Origin of the sequence: Streptomyces sp. GB4-14, assembly GCF_022696125.1 — a bacterium.
Classification (GTDB): Bacteria; Actinomycetota; Actinomycetes; order Streptomycetales; family Streptomycetaceae; genus Streptomyces; species Streptomyces werraensis.
The window spans coordinates 980,319-997,213 of the sequence record NZ_RZHO01000002.1 but is presented as its reverse complement, the minus strand read 5'-3'; the positions used below and the strand labels follow the sequence as shown (position 1 = coordinate 997,213).

Below are 16,895 nucleotides of genomic sequence, written 5' to 3'. Positions count from 1 at the left end.
CATGCCCACGAACGGCGTTCCCACGAAGATCACACAAGGCTCGGGCACCAAGGGCGGCATCGGCGAGTCCACCCTCCGCCCCGACGGCACCCTCAAGGTCACCGGCGAGTTCGCGTACTCCTCCGACATGTGGCACGAGGACATGCTCTGGGGCCAGATCCTGCGCTCCACCGTCGCCCACGCCGAGATCGTCTCCCTCGACACCGCGGAGGCCCTGGCCACCCCGGGCGTGTACGCCGTCATGACGTACGACGACCTGCCCGCCGAGGTGAAGCACTACGGCCTGGAGATCCGGGACACCCCGGTCCTCGCCCACGGCAAGGTCCGCCACCACGGCGAACCCGTCGCGATCGTCGCCGCCGACCACCCGGAGACCGCCCGGCGCGCCGCCGCCAAGATCAAGGTGGAGTACCGTGAACTCCCCGTCATCACCGACGAGGCGTCCGCGACGGCGCCGGACGCGGTCCTGATCCACGAGCACCGCGACGACCACCACATCGGACACGTCCCGCACCCCAACATCGTGCACCGCCAGCCCATCGTGCGCGGCGACGTCACGGCGGCCCGCGGGCGCGCCGACGTGATCGTGGAGGGCGAGTACACCTTCGGCATGCAGGACCAGGCCTTCCTCGGCCCCGAGTCCGGGCTCGCCGTGCCCGAGGAGGACGGCGGCGTCCACCTCTACATCGCCACCCAGTGGCTCCACTCCGACCTGCGCCAGATCGCCCCCGTGCTCGGCCTCCCCGAGGACAAGGTGCGCATGACCCTGGCCGGCGTCGGCGGCGCGTTCGGGGGACGCGAGGACCTGTCCATGCAGATCCACGCCTGCCTGCTCGCCCTGCGCACCGGCAAACCCGTCAAAATCGTCTACAACCGCTTCGAGTCCTTCTTCGGCCACGTGCACCGCCACCCCGCCAGGCTGTACTACGAGCACGGGGCCACCGCGGACGGCAAGCTGACCCACGTCAAGGCGCGCATCGTCCTGGACGGCGGCGCCTACGCCTCCGCCTCCCCGGCCGTGGTCGGCAACGCCTCCTCGCTCGGTGTCGGCCCGTACGCCGTGGACGACGTCGACATCGAGGCGATCGCCCTCTACACCAACAACCCGCCCTGCGGTGCGATGCGCGGCTTCGGCGCGGTGCAGGCGTGTTTCGCCTACGAGGCGCAGATGGACAAGCTCGCGGCGCGTCTCGGCATGGACCCGGTGGAGCTGCGGCAGCGCAACGCCATGGAGCAGGGCACGCTGCTGCCCACCGGACAGCCCGTCGACTCACCGGCACCGGTCGCCGAACTCCTGCGCCGCGTCAAGGCGATGCCCCTGCCGCCCGAGCGCCAGTGGGAGTCCAGCGAGGGCGCCGACGTGCGCCAGCTCCCCGGCGGCCTGTCCAACACCACGCACGGCGAGGGCGTCGTCCGCGGCGTCGGCTACGCGGTCGGCATCAAGAACGTCGGCTTCTCCGAGGGCTTCGACGACTACTCCACCGCCCGCGTCCGCATGGAGGTCGTCGGCGGCGAACCGGTCGCCACCGTGCACACCGCGATGGCCGAGGTCGGCCAGGGCGGCGTCACCGTGCACGCCCAGATCGCCCGCACCGAGCTGGGCGTCAACCAGGTGACGATCCACCCGGCCGACACCCGTGTCGGCTCGGCCGGTTCGACGTCCGCGTCCCGCCAGACGTACGTCACCGGCGGCGCGATCAGACACGCCTGCGAGCTGGTGCGCGAGAAGGTTCTCGACCTGGGCCGGCGCAAGCTGGGCTCCTACCACCCCGCCTGGGCGCACGCCGAGCTCCTGCTGGAGGGCGGCAAGGTCGTCACCGACGGCGGCGAGGTCCTCGCCGACCTGGTGGACGTCCTCGGCGACGAGGCCGTCGAGGTCGAGGAGGAGTGGCGCCACCGCCCCACCGAACCCTTCGACCTGCGCACCGGCCAGGGCAACGGCCACGTGCAGTACTCCTTCGCCGCGCACCGCGCGGTCGTCGAGGTCGACACGGAACTGGGCCTGGTGAAGGTGATCGAGCTGGCCTGCGCCCAGGACGTCGGCAAGGCGCTCAACCCGCTGTCCGTCGTGGGCCAGATCCAGGGCGGGACCACCCAGGGTCTGGGCATGGCGGTCATGGAGGAGATCCTGGTCGACCCGAAGACGGCGAAGGTACGGAACCCGTCCTTCACGGACTACCTCATCCCGACGATCCTCGACACCCCGACCATCCCGGTCGACGTCCTGGAACTCGCCGACGAGCACGCACCGTACGGCCTCCGAGGAGTCGGCGAGGCCCCGACCCTGTCCTCGACACCGGCGGTGCTGGCAGCGATCCGAGCGGCAACGGGTCTGGAGTTGAACAGAACACCGGTCCGCCCGGAACATCTGACGGGCACGTCGTGACGCCGGGTGCGGGTCTGCCGTGGCTGGTCGCGCGGTTCCCCGCGCCCCTGAGGGCGCTTCCGCCCCGGTAGCCGCCCCCGCTGCGGGCATTCGTGCCGCTCAGGGCGGCACGGGTGGGCGCAGCGGCACCCCCGCCGGGCACGCGCGTACCCACGCACCCCAGCCCCGGCACCACCGTTCGTCTCGGGCCGTCCCCCGGGTCGTGCACCTCCCCAAATCCCGGCGCCCCCTCCGCGGAAGGCGCCGGGTGCCCCTATGAACCTTGGGAGCAGGCCCACATGACCCAACAGTCACTGCAACCGACGACCGCGGCCGAGGACGCGGGAACAGGATCCCGCGTCCCGGCCGGACGGTCCTGGCTGGACCGCTACTTCCACATCACCCACAGAGGATCGACCCTCGCCCGCGAACTCCGCGGCGGCACCACCACCTTCATGGCGATGGCGTACATCCTCCTCCTCAACCCCCTGATCCTCTCCGGCGAGGACGCCGCGGGGGACACCCTCGCCCCCACCGCCCTCATCACCGCAACCGCCTTCGCCGCCGCCCTCTCCACGCTCCTCATGGGCTTCTTCGGAAAGGTCCCCCTCGCCCTGGCCGCCGGCCTCTCCGTGTCCGGCGTCCTCGCCTCCCAGGTCGCCCCGGAGATGACCTGGCCGCAGGCGATGGGCATGTGCGTGATGTACGGCGTGGTCATCATGCTGCTGGTCGTCACCGGCCTCCGCGAGATGATCATGAACGCCATCCCGCTCGCCCTGAAGCACGCGATCACCATGGGCATCGGCCTGTTCATCGCCCTGATCGGCTTCTACAAGGCGGGCTTCGTCCACCAGGGCGAGTCCACCCCGGTCACCCTCGGTCCGTCGGGCGAACTGGCGGGCTGGCCGGTCCTGTTGTTCGCGATCACCCTGCTCGCCGTCTTCGTGCTCCAGGCGCGCGGCGTGCCCGGGGCCATCCTCATCGGCGTCGCCGGCGGGACCGTACTCGCCGTCGTGCTCAACGCGTCCGGCGTGATCGACCCCGACCAGTGGGCGAGCGGCCCGCCCGAGCTGAAGGGCGGCGCGGTGTCGATGCCGGACTTCTCCCTCTTCGGGCACGTCGAGTTCGGCGGCTGGGGCGAGGTCGGCGCGATGACGGTCGGGATGATCGTCTTCACCCTCGTCCTGGCCGGGTTCTTCGACGCGATGGCGACCATCATCGGCGTCGGCACGGAGGCGAAGCTCGCCGACGACAAGGGCCGGATGCCGGGCCTGTCGAAGGCGCTGTTCATCGACGGCGCCGGCGGCGCGATCGGCGGCGTCGCGGGAGCGTCCGGCCAGACGGTGTTCGTCGAGTCCGCGACCGGCGTGGGCGAGGGCGCCCGTACCGGCCTGTCCTCCGTCGTCACCGGACTGTTCTTCGCCGCGTGCCTGTTCTTCACCCCGCTGACGGCGATCGTCCCGGGCGAGGTCGCCGCCGCTGCCCTGGTGGTCATCGGCGCGATGATGATGTCGAACGCCCGCCACGTCGACTGGGCCGACCGCGCCACCGCGATCCCGGTGTTCCTGACCGTGGTGGTCATGCCGTTCACCTACTCGATCACCGCGGGCGTGGCCGCCGGTGTCGTCTCGTACGTCGCGATCAGGACCGGCCAGGGCCGGGCGCGGGAGGTCGGCCCGTTCATGTGGGGACTGACCCTCGTCTTCCTGGTCTTCTTCGCCCTCGCCCCGATCGAGAACTGGCTCGGGGTGCGCTGAGAGGGGCGTTCGTCGTCCACGTACCGCAGTTGAGGAGAGCGAGACATGCTGGACATCGCCGAGGAACTCCACCGGTGGGTCGCCGAGGGACGTGACTTCGCCGTCGCCACCGTGGTGGCCGTCGGCGGCAGCGCGCCCCGCGGGGCCGGAGCCGCGCTCGCGGTCGACGCCGACGGCACGGCGGTCGGATCGGTCTCCGGCGGATGCGTGGAGGGCGCGGTGTACGAGCTGTGCGTCCGTGCGCTCGAGGACGGCGTGACCGTCCTCGAGCGGTTCGGCTACAGCGACGAGGACGCCTTCGCCGTCGGCCTCACCTGCGGCGGGATCATCGACGTCATGGTCACCCCGGTGCGGGCGTCCGACCCCGCCCGCCCCGTGCTGGCCTCCGCGCTCGCCGCGGCGTCCGACGGGCGGGCGACGGCGCTCGCGCGCGTCGTCGAGGGCCCCGAGCACCTGCGCGGCCGCGCGCTCACGGTCCGCCCCGACGGCTCCTACGAGGGCGGCTTCGGCGCGCGTCCGGAGCTGGACCGCACGGTCGTCGCCGAGGCGGGCGCCTTCCTGGACGCGGGCCGCACCGGCACCGTGCGGATCGGGGAGGAGGGCTCGCGCTGCGGGGGGCCGGTCACGGTGCTGGTCGAGTCGTCGGTGCCGCCGCCCCGGATGATCGTGTTCGGTGCGATCGACTTCGCGGCGGCGCTGGTGCGGGTCGGCAAGTTCCTCGGCCACCACGTCACCGTGTGCGACGCGCGGCCGGTGTTCGCGACCCGGGCGCGGTTTCCCGAGGCGGACGAGATCGTCGTGGAGTGGCCGCACGAGTACCTGGCCCGCACGGAGGTCGACGCCCGCACCGTGCTGTGCGTCCTCACCCACGACGCCAAGTTCGACGTCCCGCTGCTGAAGCTGGCGCTGCGTCTGCCCGTGGCCTACATCGGCGCGATGGGCTCCCGCCGCACCCATCTGGACCGCAACACCCGTCTGCGCGAGGCAGGCGTCACCGAGCTGGAGCTGGCCCGCCTCAGGTCCCCGATCGGCCTCGACCTGGGCGCCCGCACCCCCGAGGAGACGGCCCTGTCCATCGCGGCGGAGATCGTCGCCGACCGCCGAGGCGGCACCGGCACCGCCCTCACGGGCGCGCACACCCCCATCCACCACGACACGCGGCCCCCGGCCCGCACCATCGGCTCGGTGGCCTGAGCGGCTGCCCTCGCTGACCGTCCCGCCGGCGCCGGGCGGACCGTCAGCGTCCCGTCAGCGCGTGCCGGACCCGCCACAAATCCCGCAGGAGTGCGATCTCGGCCATGTGGTGGACGAACTCCAGGTTGGCTCCCGCGATCACGCCGACGAACGGCTCGTCGGCGTCGGAACCGTAGGGGTACTGCGAGAAGCCGACCGTGTCGAGCTGCTCCTCGGTGACGCCGCCCAGGGCGGTCCGCCACCGGTCGACGGTCTCCCAGAAGCGCTCCAGCGCGACGGCTGCGGAGGGCGTGAAGTCGACCATCCGCTTCGGGTCCTGCCGCCGCTCGCCGAAGGCCCACTCCCAGCCGCCCGCGAACTCGTAGTGCAAGTGGTTCAGCCGCCACGCGATGGTCGTGAGCGGCGTGTCGTCCGGCTCCGGTTCCCCGGTGTGGGCGAGGACCTCCTCGACCCGCGCCACACTCACGCTCCAGTCCTCGGCGATCTTCTCGACGCTCATCCCGGAGGCCGCCTGCCGGGCCACTTCCGCGTACTCGCCCGCCGGGATGTCCGGTTCGCCCAGGTCGAGCACCCACTCGCCGGGCCCGAAGGCCCTGGGCGTCACCGCCTCGCCGCGCCGCCGGATCGACCAGCAGCCGGGGACCGGCTCCCAGAGGTACTCCTCGTCGCCCAGTCCCGACAGTCGCGCACGGGCCATGTCCGTCGCCTTGTCGAACTGCTCCAGCAGAATGCTCAAGCGGTCGGTCCGTACGCCCTCGGTGCCCATGCCAGGCCTTCCCGTGGTCGGGTCAGATGCCACCGGGAAAGTAGTGGCCCGCGCCACGGGACGCGACTGCTTTTCCGGCGCACGGAATCCGGGCCTTCGACGGGACTCGCGGAGTTCAGCGTCCCCGCAACAGCCGGTCCACCGCCCGCCCGAACATCACGCGTCCGGCCCGCGCCAGCAGCCCGTCGCACACGGCGGGGAGGAAACGCACCCGGACGTCCTCCCGCCACACCACCCGGCATCGACCGCCGGGACGCGCGTGCACCTCGATCTCCGCCCACCCCATGACCGTCCGCCCGCGCTTCTCCAGGCGGCAGAACCCGGGGGAGTCGCCCGCGGGCGGCCGCCACGCCGTGACCTCCATCGGGTCGTCGAAGCCGAGCGGACCCGCGCCCGTGCGGGCGACGAACAGGGTGCCCTCGCCGGTGGGCGGGGGAGTGGTGACGGTGACACGGGTCAGCGGGACCACCTCACCGTGCCGGGGCCATGTGGTGACCCGCCGCCAGGCCTCGGCGGGGAGCAGGGACACGGTGCGCTGGAGCTCGAAGGTGGCCACGCCCCGATCCTAGGAGCCTGCCGCCGCTCCCGCCCTCAGCGGTACACCGCCCCCGGCTCCGCCCTCCCCGGCGCCAGCAGCTGCGGAACCGTCCGCTTCCGCGTGCGTCCGTCCGGGTGATCGCGCCCGGTGAGAGTTGTCACCGGACGGTCGGGCGACCCCCGGCCCGTCCCGCCCTCCGACCTGCGCCGGACTGCGTCTCGGTGCACGCTGGTGCAGAGCGCCGCATATCCACACGAAGCAGGGCGAGCTGTGTCCAACGGTTTGACGCAGGTCGGGTGCGGCACCCGCTCCCCGCACAACTGGCCCGACGCAGGGACGGAGCCCACTCCCATGCACGACCCCGGTGACCACGCCCCGTTCCCCGAGCGCCGCCCCGCCCCCGCGGGCCCGCGCCCGGGCGGGCCGTGCGCCGGGTGCGGAGGGAGGGCGCCGCGATGACGCCGTACGCCGTCGTGATCCCCACCCTGGTGCGGGACAGCCTCGCCGACTGCCTTGCCGCGCTGGCCGCCGCGCGTGGACCGTGCCCGGAGCGCATCGTCCTCGTCGACGACCGTCCCGCCACGCCCGTCCCCGACCCGGAGCCGCTGGAGCACGCGCTGAGCGTCCTCGGCGACCTGCGCGCCCGCACCACCGTGCTGCCGGGAGAGGCCCGCGGCCCCGCCGCCGCCCGCAACACCGGACTGCGCGCCGTCACCGAACCCTGGGTGGTGTTCGTCGACGACGACGTCCAGGTCGGGCCGCACTGGTGCGCCCAGCTCCAGCGGGACCTCGACGAGGCGACGCCCGACACCGCGGGCGTGCCGGGCGTCATCACCGTGCCGCTGCCCGGCGGACGCCGCCCCACCGACTGGGAACGCGGCACCGCGGGACTGGCCCGGGCCCGCTGGATCAGCGCCGACATGGCCTACCGGACCGAGGCCCTGCGCCGGGCCGGAGGCTTCGACGAACGCTTCCCCCGCGCGCACCGCGAGGACGCCGACCTCGCGCTGCGGCTCCTCGACGCCGGCTGGCGCATCCGCCGCGGCTGCCGCACCACCCTGCACCCCGTGCGCCCCGCCTCCCGCTGGGCGGCGGTGCGCGAGCAGCGCGGCCACGCCGACGACGCCCTGATGCGGCGGCTGCACGGCCCCGGCTGGTGGGAGAGGGCCGTCTCACCGCGCGGACGCATCCGCCGGCACACCGCGATCACCGCCGCCGGCGCCGCCGCGTGCGCGCTCGCCGTCACCGGACACCGCAGAGCCGCCGCGGTTTGCGCGGCGGGGTGGGCGGCCGGCACCGCCGAGTTCGCCCGTGCCCGCATCGCGCCCGGGCCGCGCACCCCCGAGGAGGTAGCGACCGTGCTCGCCACCAGCGTGGTCATCCCGCCCGCCGCCACCTGGCACCGCCTGGCCGGCGCCTGGCGCCACCGGCACGCCCCCGCCTGGCGCGAGGTGGCCCGATGAGCCCCGTGCGGGCGGTGCTGTTCGACCGCGACGGCACCCTGGTGCACGACGTCCCCTACAACGCCGCCCCGGAGCGCGTGCGCCCCGTCGAAGGGGCGCGCGAGGCGCTCGACGCGCTGCGCGCCCGCGGTATCCGCCTCGGTGTCGTCACCAACCAGTCCGGCGTGGCCCGCGGACTGCTCACCGAGGCCGACGTGCGGCGCGTCAACAAGCGCGTCGAGGAACTCCTCGGCCCGTTCGACGTCCGGGCCTTCTGCCCGCACGGCCCCGACGACGGCTGCCCCTGCCGCAAACCCCGGCCCGGCATGATCCTCGACGCCGCCGGCCGGCTGGGCGTCGACCCCGCCGACTGCGTGGTCGTCGGCGACATCGGCTCCGACGTCGAGGCCGCCTGCCGGGCCGGCGCGCACGCCGTCCTCGTCCCCACGCCCGTCACCCGCCCCGAGGAGACCGCCGCCGCCCCGCACGTGGCGCGCGACCTGCCCGCCGCCGTACGGATGATCCTCGACGGCCCGCCGTGGGAGGCACCGGGCGGCGCCCCCGCGCTGGGGCTGTACGCCGACGCCGAGCACGCGCGGGTGGCCTCCGGACGAGCCGGGCGCCTGCCGGCCGGCCCGGACTTGGCGCCGCCCCGGACCCGGAGGTACCTGTGAGAGCCCTCGTCACCCGGCTCGACAGCTTCGGCGACGTGCTGCTCGCCGGGCCCGCCGTACGGGCCGTCGCCGCCCGCGCCGACCACGTCACCCTGCTGTGCGGACCGCAGGGGGCGCCCGCCGCGCGGCTGCTGCCCGGGGTGGACGAGGTGCTCGTCTGGGAGTCCCCGTGGACCGGGTTCCGGCCGCCGCCCGTGGACCGGGACGACATCGAGAAGCTCGTCGCGTCCGTCGACGCCGACGCCGCGCTCGTCCTCACCTCGTTCCACCAGTCGCCGCTGCCCACCGCGCTGCTGCTGCGGCTGGCCGGCGTGCCCTTCATCGCCGCCGACAGCGAGGACCACCCCGGCAGCCTCCTCGACGTACGCCACCACCGCGCCCCGCACGCCCACGAGGCCGAGGCCGCCATCGACCTCGCCGAGGCGGCCGGCTTCCCCCGCGTCGACGACGGCAGGCTACGGGTCCTCCCGCCGCCCGCCGCCGACGGGCTGACCGGCGACGGGCCGTACGTAGTCGTCCACCCGGGCGCCAGCGTGCCCGCCCGCGCCTGGAGCCCCGGACGCTGCGCGCAGGCGGTCCGCGAACTGACCGCCGCCGGACGGCGCGTCGTCGTCACCGGAGGCGCGGGGGAACGCGACCTCACCGCGTACGTCGCCGGCGGCCGCGCCGTCGACCTGGGCGGCCGCACCGACGCCCCGCGGCTCGCCGGGGTGCTCGCCGGCGCCGACTGCGTCGTCGCGGGCAACACCGGCCCCGCCCATCTCGCCGCCGCCGTCGGCACCCCTGTGGTGTCGCTGTTCGCGCCGGTCGTCCCCGCCGAGCGGTGGCGCCCCTACGGCGTGCCCCACCTGCTGCTCGGCGACCAGGACGCCCCGTGCGCCGGAAGCCGCGCCCGGCGCTGCCCCGTACCGGGCCATCCCTGCCTGGACACCGTGACCGCGTTCGACGTCGTCGCCGCGGTCGACAAGCTCGTGGAGGTGGCATGAGAATCCTGCTGTGGCATGTGCACGGGTCGTGGACCACGGCCTTCGTGCAGGGACCGCACACCTACGTCGTCCCCGTCACCCCGGACCGCGGACCCGACGGACTCGGCCGCGCCCGCACCTTCGACTGGCCCGACACGGTCGTCGAGGTGGAGCCGGAGCGCCTGGCCGAGCAGGACGTCGACGTCGTCGTGCTGCAACGCCCGCACGAGATCGGCCTCGTGGACCGCTGGCTGCGCCGCCGCCCGCCGCTGGTCTACCTGGAGCACAACGCCCCGCACGGCGACGTCCCCGACACCCGGCACCCCGCGGCGGACATCCCCGGCGTGACCCTCGTGCACGTCACCCACTTCAACCGGCTGATGTGGGACGCCGGCCGCACTCCCACGACGGTGATCGAGCACGGCATCGTCGACCCCGGTCCGCTGTGGACGGGCGAGCTGCCGCACGCCGCCGTCGTCGTCAACGAGCCGGTGCGGCGCGGCCGTACGACCGGCACCGACCTGCTGCCCGGGTTCGCCGCCGCCGCGCCGCTCGACGTGTTCGGCATGGGCACCGAAGGCCTCGCCGGCCACCTGGGACTGCCCGCCGACCGGTGCCGCTCCCACGAACTGACCCAGGCCCGCCTGCACGCCGAGATGGCCCGCCGCCGCGTCTACGTGCACCCGGTGCGCTGGACCTCCCTCGGCCTGTCCCTGCTGGAGGCCATGCACCTCGGCATGCCCGTCGTCGCCCTCGCCACCACCGAGGTCACCGAGGCGGTGCCGCCCGGCGCCGGCGTCGTCTCCAACCGCGTCGAGGTCCTCACCGACGCGGTACGGGACTTCGTCGCCGACCCCCTGGCCGCCCGCCGCACCGGCGAGCTCGCCCGCGCCGCCGCCCTCGCCCGCTACGGCCTGCCCCGCTTCCTCGACGACTGGGAACGCCTCCTCAAAGAGGTCACGCGATGACGTCCCTCCGGGTGCTCGTGCTGCGGGCGCTCGGGCTCGGGGACCTGCTCGCCGGGGTGCCCGCGCTGCGGGCGCTGCGGCGGGGCTTCCCGGACCACGAGATCGTGCTGGCCGCGCCCGCCGGCCTCGCCCCCGTCGCCGAGGCGACCGGTGCCGTCGACCGGCTGCTGCCCGCCTCCGCGCCCGGCCGGGCCGTCCCCCGCACGCTCGACTGGAGCGGGCCGCCCCCGGACGTCGCCGTCGACCTGCACGGCAACGGCCCGCCCAGCCACCGCCTGCTGCAGGCCCTGCGCCCCGCGCGGCTGTTCGCCTTCGCGCACCCCGGCACCCCCGAGATCGAGGGCCCGCCCTGGCACCGTGACGAACACGAACGCGACCGCTGGTGCCGGCTGCTGGCCTTCTACGACGTCGACGCCGACCCGGCCGATCTGAGGCTGCCCCGCCCGCACACGCCCTCGCCCGCCCCCGGCGCGGTCGTCCTGCACCCCGGAGCGGGGGCGCCCGCCCGCTGCTGGCCCGTCGAGCGGTACGCCGCCGTCGCCTCCGCCCTGCGCGGGCGGGGCCTGCGGGTCGTGGCCACCGGGGGCGCGGGGGAGGACGACCTCGTGGCACGGCTCGCCAAGGAGGCCCGGCTGCCCGACACGGACGTCTTCTCCGGCGGCCTGCCCTTCCACCGGCTGTCCGCGCTCGTCGCGGGCGCCCGCGCGGTCGTCAGCGGCGACACCGGCGTCGCCCACCTCGCCGCCGCCCATGCCGTTCCCAGCGTCACCCTGTTCGGCCCCGTGCCACCGAGCCACTGGGGCCCGCCCCCGCACCCCCGGCACATCGCCCTGTGGCACGGCCCCGAGGGCGACCCGCACGCCCGCCGCCCCGACCCGGCGCTGCTGCGCATCACCCCCGGCGAAGTACTGGACGCCCTGCACCGCCTGCCCGCACCCGAGGAGCCCGCTCCATGACCCGCCACCCCCGCGTCGGCGTCGTCATCGCCACCCGCGACCGCCGCGACCGACTCGCGGTCACCCTGCGGCACCTCACCGACCTGCCCGAACGGCCGGAGATCCTCGTCGCCGACAACGCCTCCACCGACGACACCCGCGCCATGGTCGCCCGCGACTTCCCGCACGTACGGGTCCTCGCCCTCACCCGTAACCACGGCGCCCTCGCCCGCAACCACGGCACCCGCGCGCTGGACACCCCGTACGTCGCGTTCGCCGACGACGACTCGTGGTGGGCGCCCGGCGCGCTCGACCGCGCCGCCGACCTGTTCGACGCCCACCCCCGGCTCGGACTGATCGCCGCCCGCACCCTCGTCGGCCCCGAGAACGCCGAGGACCCGCTCAACGGCCTCCTCGCCCGCTCCCCCCTCGGCCCCGCCACCGACCTCCCCGGCGTCCAGGTGCTCGGCTTCCTCGCCTGCGCCTCCGTCGTCCGCCGCACCGCCTACCTCGACGCGGGCGGCTTCCACCGGGTGCTGTTCTTCGGCGGCGAGGAGACCTGCCTCGCCTACGACCTCGCCGCCCGCGGCTGGGGCGTGTCCCACTGCCCCGACGTCGTCGCCCACCACCACCCGGCCACCTCGGACCGCCCGGGCCGGCCCGCCCAGCAGCGCCGCAACGAGGTGCTCACCGCGTGGCTGCGCCGCCCCGTCCGACACGCCCTCGCCCGCACCGGCGCCCTCGCCGCCGAGGCCCGCGCCGACACGACCGCCCGCCGCGCCCTGCGCGAGACGCTCACCCGGCTCCCCGCCGCTCTGCGCGCCCGCCGCCCACTGCCCCCGCACGTGGAGCGCGCCGCCCGCAGGCTGGAACTGGAAGGGGCGACCGCATGACCGACCTCCGCACCACCGTCGTCGTCATCACCCACAACCGCCGCCGCGAGCTGCTGCGCACCCTCGACCGGCTCGCCGAACTCCCCGAACGGCCGGAGGTGATCGTCACCGACAACGGCTCCACCGACGGCACCGCCGACGCCGTCGCCCGCCACCACCCGGAGGTCCGGCTGCTGCGCCCCGGCCGCAACCTGGGCGCGGTCGGCCGCAACCTGGCGGTCCGCGAGGTCACCACCCCGTACGTGGCCTTCTGCGACGACGACTCGTGGTGGGCGCCCGGCTCCCTGGCCGGCGCCGCCGACCTGCTCGACCGGCACCCCGGCGTCGTCTCCGTCACCGCCCGCATCGTCGTGGAGCCGCACGGCACCGAGGACCCGATCGTCCGCGAGCTGCGCGAGTCGCCCGTGCCGGGACCGCCGTGGCTGCCCGGACCGGCGCTCGGCTCCTTCCTCGCCGCCGCGACCGTGCTGCGCACGGACGCCTTCCGGAAAGCGGGCGGCTTCCATCCCAAGCTGTGGCTCGGCGGGGAGGAGGAACTGCTCGCCGTCGACCTCGCCGCCGACGGCTGGTGGCTCGTCTACGCCGACGACCTCACGATCCACCACCAGGCGTCCGAGGCCCGCGACGCGACCCTGCGCCGCCGCCACGGCATCCGCAACACCCTGTGGTTCACCTGGCTCCGCCGCCCGGTCGTCCCCGCCCTGCGCCGCACCCTGAACCTGGCCCGCACGGTGCCGCGCGACACGACGTCGCTCCTCGCCTTCACGGAGGCGGCGGCCGCCCTCCCGTGGATCCTCCGCGAGCGCCGTGTGCTCCCCCGGGAGGTCGAGTCCCGCCTCCGCCTCCTGGAGCCCACCCAACGCGCCTCGAAGGCCCGCCGCTACACGGGCTGACCCCGCACACCCGCCGACGTGCCCCGGACCCTGCCCAGGTGCGGGGGCCGCACTCCGGGGCCGCCCGGGCAGCGGGCCGTGCCGGGAGCGGCCGGTGTGGGCGTGCGCGGCTCGCGCGGGTTCTCACCGCCCGTCGGACGGGCCCGCGTCGCCCGACCACCTGGACAGCAGCCGGAATCCCAGGAACACCACCACCGGCCACACCACCGCGAACGTCCACATCGCCCACGGCGCCGCTGTGACGAGGCCCGTCACCATCAGGGCCACCGACAGCACGGCCAGGAGGGCGACCGTCCGGCCGCGCGGGTCGCAGCGGGCCACGCGGGCCGCGAACCGCTTCGGATCGGGGCCGCGGCGCGTCCGACGGCCCCGCAGCAGCCGGTTGAGGCGGCGGTCACGCCGCAGCGACCGCTCGATCTCGTCGAGGATGTGCTGTTCGTGTTCGGGGAGCCGACCGAGGGACACCGTCTTCCTCCAACGACCGCGACCGCCAGGGTGGACGTGGGTCCGGGTGCCCGGCGGACCCGCGCCCTAACCGGCGCCCGCGCGGGTCGTCAGCGCCTCCAGCAGACGGTCCGCTCCGTCCGGCAGCCGGCCCTCGCGGAACGTCTCACGGGCCTGCCGCGCGGCCACCCGGCCGGAGGTCAGGCACCAGTCCCACCACCGGTCCAGCCGTCGCTCGCCCACCTGCTCCGCCGGCAGCAGCGCCGGCCATCCGACGGCCCGCGCCTGTGCCGTCATCTTCGCGCCGCCCGCCACCGGGTCGACCGCGATCACCGGCGTGCCGACCCGCAGGGCCAGTACCAGCCCGTGCAGCCGGTCGGTGACGACCAGGTCGAGCCGTGCCAGCACCGACTGCACCTGCGCCGGTGTCGCGTTCAGATGCCAGTCGCGGGTGTCGAGCCGTGTCTCCAGTTCGAGCCGCGCGCAGTCCTTCCCGGCCAGCCAGTGCGTCACCCGCTCGGCGACCTCTCCATGCCGCCGCTGCGCCCCGTACTCGTGCTGCCCGTGGGTGAGGATCACCCCGACCACCGGCCGCGGCGGCACCGCGGGCGCGCGGGCAGCCAGGTCCTCGGTGGGCGCACGGCCGGGCGCGTCCCGGGCCAGCACCCGGTGGAACCCGGTGACCGCCGGCTCGTCCGGGTCGATCACCGACGTCCCCACGGCGATCCGCACGCAGTGCGCGAACCGCCGGTGCAGCTCCTCCACCTGCGGCCCGTGCAGCGGCCCGCACACGAACACGAGGTGCGAGTAGTCGTGGGGCCGTGCGGCGTCGAGGTGCAGCGCGTCCGGCCGGAAGCCGGGGCTCCAGGCGATGTCGTACCGCGTGCCGGACCCGCGCAGCACCGTCTCGACCCGGTGCAGGGCCAGAACGTCCCCGGCGGTCGCCTCCCCGTCGCGGAAGCTGAACCACCCGGTCAGCAGGATCCTGCGCGATGCTGTTCGGCTTTGCTCGTGCACGGCGCACCGAGTGCCCCTCCCGGCGGGACGGCAATCGGCCCGCGCACGATCGGGGAGGGGAGATCGGAGATCAGGGAGCAGGGATCAGGGATCAGGGAGCAGCGGTCAGCCGGCGTCGGGGCGCTGCGGCTCCTCGTGGTGTCCGTCGCCGCCCTCCTGCGGCCCGCCGCCTTCCTGCCGGGGTCCGTCCTCGAACGGACGCGGACCGTGACCCTGCGGGCCGCCTCCCTGCGGACCAGGACCCTGCGGCTGTCCAGGCCCCTGCCCGGGACCCTGTGCCTGCTCCTGCTGCTGCCGGGGCCCGCCCTGCGGCCGGCGCGGACCGCCCTGGGGGTGGCGGGGGCCGCCGGGCCCCTGCTGCTGGCGCGGGCCGTTCTGCGGCGGCCGGGGACGGACGGTGCCCGCCAGCGCCTGGCGGACCTCGAACTGGGTCCGCTCGGCCACCTCGCGGACCTCGGCCACGACGTCACCGCGCTCGCGCACGAGTCTGTCGTAGACCGGGAGGTCGTCGGGGGAGGGGGCGGAGGAAGTCATGTGGGGTTTCCTTCGTGGGGGGATGTCGTGCACCGGGGCCGGAGTCCTGCCCGGATGTTCAGCGCCGCCGGGCGGTCAGGGCGTTACACTCCGCCGCGTTTTGTCCGGTGAGGAGTCGGCTGTCCGGATCGGGAAAGAGGACGGGATCCGTCCTACATCACCGCTAGCGTGGCCGCATGACGAAGTCGAAGCGGACCACCGCCGCCCCGCCGTCGCCGCCCGTCCTCGGCCCCCGCGCGCTGAACCGGGCGACCCTGGCCCGGCAGCTCCTGCTGAGCCGCTCCCCGATGTCCGCGACGGCCGCCGTCGAGCATCTGGTCGGCCTCCAGGCGCAGAACGTCAAGCCGCCGTACTACGCCCTCGCCGCCCGCCTCGACGGCTTCACCCCGGAGGCGCTGTCCCGGCCCATGGCCGAGCGCGAGGTGGTCCGCATCGTCACCCTGCGCTCGACCATCCACACCCACACCGCCGGCGACTGCCTCACCCTGCGGCCCCTGGTGCAGGCCGCCCGCGACCGGGAGCTGCACCACTTCCGCGCCGGGCTCGCCGGTGTCGACCTGGACCGCCTCGCCGCCAGGGCGCGCGCCCTCGTCGAGGAGGCGCCGCGCACCATGAAGGAGCTGCGTGAGGCCCTCCTGGCGGACTGGCCGGACGCCGACCCGCAGGCCCTCTCCGTCGCCGCCCGCTGCAAGCTGCCGCTGGTGCAGATCACCCCGCGCGGGCTGTGGGGCCGCAGCGGCCAGGTCCGGCTGACCACCGCCGAGCAGTGGCTGGGCCGGCCCGCCGAACCCGCGCCGGCGCCGGACGCCACCGTGCTGCGTTACCTCGCGGCGTTCGGCCCCGCGTCCGTGAAGGACATGCAGACCTGGGCCGGACTCACCCGGCTCCGTGACGCCTTCGAGCGCCTGCGGCCCCGGCTCGTCACCTTCCGGGACGAGAACGGCACCGAACTCTTCGACCTCCCCGACGCGCCCCGCCCGGACCCGGACACCCCGGCCCCGCCCCGTTTCCTGCCCGAGTTCGACAACCTGCTGCTCTCCCACGCCGACCGCACCCGTGTGGTGCCGCCCGAGCTGAAGGGCCGGCACTGGCAGGGGAACATCGCCTACCGCACCCTGCTGGTGGACGGCGTGCTGGCGGGGCTGTGGCGCCTGGACGACGACGCCCTCACGGTCGAGACCTTCGGACATCTCGACCGGGCCCGGCGGGCGGAGATCACAAAGGAGGCGGAGCGGATGCTCGGCATCCTGCACCCGGGGACGGCGTACGACATCCGCTTCGGGACGGTACGGGAGTGACGTCCGCAGGGAACAGCAGGAGGCATTGGAGAGGGGGCGCTGCGGGCTGCTCGTGGAAGCCCGCAACGCCCCCTGGTCGTGACCTGAGGGTTGCTCAGGAAATCATGGGGTCAGCCCCGGACGAGGAGGGGCGGACAGGGAGAGAAGTGAAGGAGGCGGCGGCGGTCGCGGCGGCGATGGCGCGTCCGGGGGCGGACAGTCTGGTGCGGCTG

General features: G+C 75.0%; 16 protein-coding genes. 11 read left to right on the top strand and 5 right to left on the bottom strand.

What is annotated here, in order from left to right; all coding sequences use genetic code 11:
• Position 1 precedes the first annotated feature (1 nt).
• From pucD to ELQ39_RS05795, 3 genes are all read left to right on the top strand, one after another.
• Complete coding sequence (gene pucD / locus ELQ39_RS05805; RefSeq protein WP_242591242.1) at positions 2 to 2,386, top strand: xanthine dehydrogenase subunit D; 2,385 nt, start codon at positions 2 to 4, stop codon at positions 2,384 to 2,386.
• Between the two features lie 278 nt (positions 2,387 to 2,664).
• Positions 2,665 to 4,122: an NCS2 family permease gene (locus tag ELQ39_RS05800; RefSeq protein WP_242591241.1), complete on the top strand. Its 1,458-nt coding sequence runs from the start codon at positions 2,665 to 2,667 to the stop codon at positions 4,120 to 4,122.
• A gap of 45 nt (positions 4,123 to 4,167) precedes the next feature.
• On the top strand, positions 4,168 to 5,316 hold the full coding sequence (locus tag ELQ39_RS05795; protein WP_242591240.1) for an XdhC family protein: 1,149 nt from the start codon (positions 4,168 to 4,170) through the stop codon (positions 5,314 to 5,316).
• Positions 5,317 to 5,359: 43 nt separating this feature from the next.
• Here the strand turns inward: ELQ39_RS05795 and ELQ39_RS05790 are convergent, their stop codons facing one another.
• Positions 5,360 to 6,082, bottom strand: coding sequence for a DinB family protein (locus tag ELQ39_RS05790; protein ID WP_242591239.1), 723 nt, complete (start codon positions 6,080 to 6,082; stop codon positions 5,360 to 5,362).
• Between the two features lie 115 nt (positions 6,083 to 6,197).
• Positions 6,198 to 6,638 carry an SRPBCC family protein gene (locus tag ELQ39_RS05785; RefSeq protein WP_242591238.1) on the bottom strand — a complete coding sequence of 147 codons (441 nt, stop codon included), beginning with the start codon at positions 6,636 to 6,638 and terminating at the stop codon, positions 6,198 to 6,200.
• A gap of 437 nt (positions 6,639 to 7,075) precedes the next feature.
• Here ELQ39_RS05785 and ELQ39_RS05780 point away from each other — a divergent pair, with 437 nt between their 5' ends.
• Genes ELQ39_RS05780 through ELQ39_RS05750 form a run of 7 tightly spaced genes read left to right on the top strand, consistent with a single transcriptional unit; the run spans position 7,076 to position 13,390 of the window.
• Positions 7,076 to 8,083 (top strand): glycosyltransferase family 2 protein, encoded by a 1,008-nt coding sequence (locus ELQ39_RS05780; protein WP_242591237.1) that lies wholly within the window; start codon positions 7,076 to 7,078, stop codon positions 8,081 to 8,083.
• Positions 8,080 to 8,736 (top strand): D-glycero-alpha-D-manno-heptose-1,7-bisphosphate 7-phosphatase, encoded by a 657-nt coding sequence (locus ELQ39_RS05775; RefSeq protein WP_242591236.1) that lies wholly within the window; start codon positions 8,080 to 8,082, stop codon positions 8,734 to 8,736. Before ELQ39_RS05780 ends, ELQ39_RS05775 begins: the two co-directional genes overlap by 4 nt.
• Positions 8,733 to 9,722 (top strand): glycosyltransferase family 9 protein, encoded by a 990-nt coding sequence (locus ELQ39_RS05770; protein WP_242591235.1) that lies wholly within the window; start codon positions 8,733 to 8,735, stop codon positions 9,720 to 9,722. Before ELQ39_RS05775 ends, ELQ39_RS05770 begins: the two co-directional genes overlap by 4 nt.
• Complete coding sequence (locus ELQ39_RS05765; RefSeq protein WP_190001381.1) at positions 9,719 to 10,669, top strand: glycosyltransferase; 951 nt, start codon at positions 9,719 to 9,721, stop codon at positions 10,667 to 10,669. Before ELQ39_RS05770 ends, ELQ39_RS05765 begins: the two co-directional genes overlap by 4 nt.
• The gene (locus ELQ39_RS05760; RefSeq protein ID WP_190001382.1) at positions 10,666 to 11,625 is read left to right on the top strand and encodes a glycosyltransferase family 9 protein; all 960 of its coding nucleotides are present in this window, start codon (positions 10,666 to 10,668) and stop codon (positions 11,623 to 11,625) included. Before ELQ39_RS05765 ends, ELQ39_RS05760 begins: the two co-directional genes overlap by 4 nt.
• Complete coding sequence (locus tag ELQ39_RS05755) at positions 11,622 to 12,497, top strand: glycosyltransferase family 2 protein (RefSeq protein ID WP_242591234.1); 876 nt, start codon at positions 11,622 to 11,624, stop codon at positions 12,495 to 12,497. The genes ELQ39_RS05760 and ELQ39_RS05755 overlap by 4 nt, the downstream gene beginning before the upstream one ends.
• The gene (locus ELQ39_RS05750; RefSeq protein ID WP_190001384.1) at positions 12,494 to 13,390 is read left to right on the top strand and encodes a glycosyltransferase family 2 protein; all 897 of its coding nucleotides are present in this window, start codon (positions 12,494 to 12,496) and stop codon (positions 13,388 to 13,390) included. Before ELQ39_RS05755 ends, ELQ39_RS05750 begins: the two co-directional genes overlap by 4 nt.
• A gap of 123 nt (positions 13,391 to 13,513) precedes the next feature.
• Here ELQ39_RS05750 and ELQ39_RS05745 read toward each other — a convergent pair whose 3' ends face one another.
• From ELQ39_RS05745 to ELQ39_RS05735, 3 genes are all read right to left on the bottom strand, one after another.
• Positions 13,514 to 13,855 (bottom strand): DUF3040 domain-containing protein, encoded by a 342-nt coding sequence (locus ELQ39_RS05745; protein WP_242591233.1) that lies wholly within the window; start codon positions 13,853 to 13,855, stop codon positions 13,514 to 13,516.
• 66 nt (positions 13,856 to 13,921) lie between these two features.
• Positions 13,922 to 14,851: a polysaccharide pyruvyl transferase family protein gene (locus ELQ39_RS05740; protein WP_225640195.1), complete on the bottom strand. Its 930-nt coding sequence runs from the start codon at positions 14,849 to 14,851 to the stop codon at positions 13,922 to 13,924.
• A gap of 105 nt (positions 14,852 to 14,956) precedes the next feature.
• Positions 14,957 to 15,385: a hypothetical protein gene (locus ELQ39_RS05735; RefSeq protein ID WP_242591232.1), complete on the bottom strand. Its 429-nt coding sequence runs from the start codon at positions 15,383 to 15,385 to the stop codon at positions 14,957 to 14,959.
• Between the two features lie 176 nt (positions 15,386 to 15,561).
• Between ELQ39_RS05735 and ELQ39_RS05730 the strand changes: the two genes are divergently transcribed.
• On the top strand, positions 15,562 to 16,683 hold the full coding sequence (locus ELQ39_RS05730; RefSeq protein ID WP_242591231.1) for a winged helix DNA-binding domain-containing protein: 1,122 nt from the start codon (positions 15,562 to 15,564) through the stop codon (positions 16,681 to 16,683).
• The last annotated feature ends 212 nt before the right edge of the window (positions 16,684 to 16,895 follow it).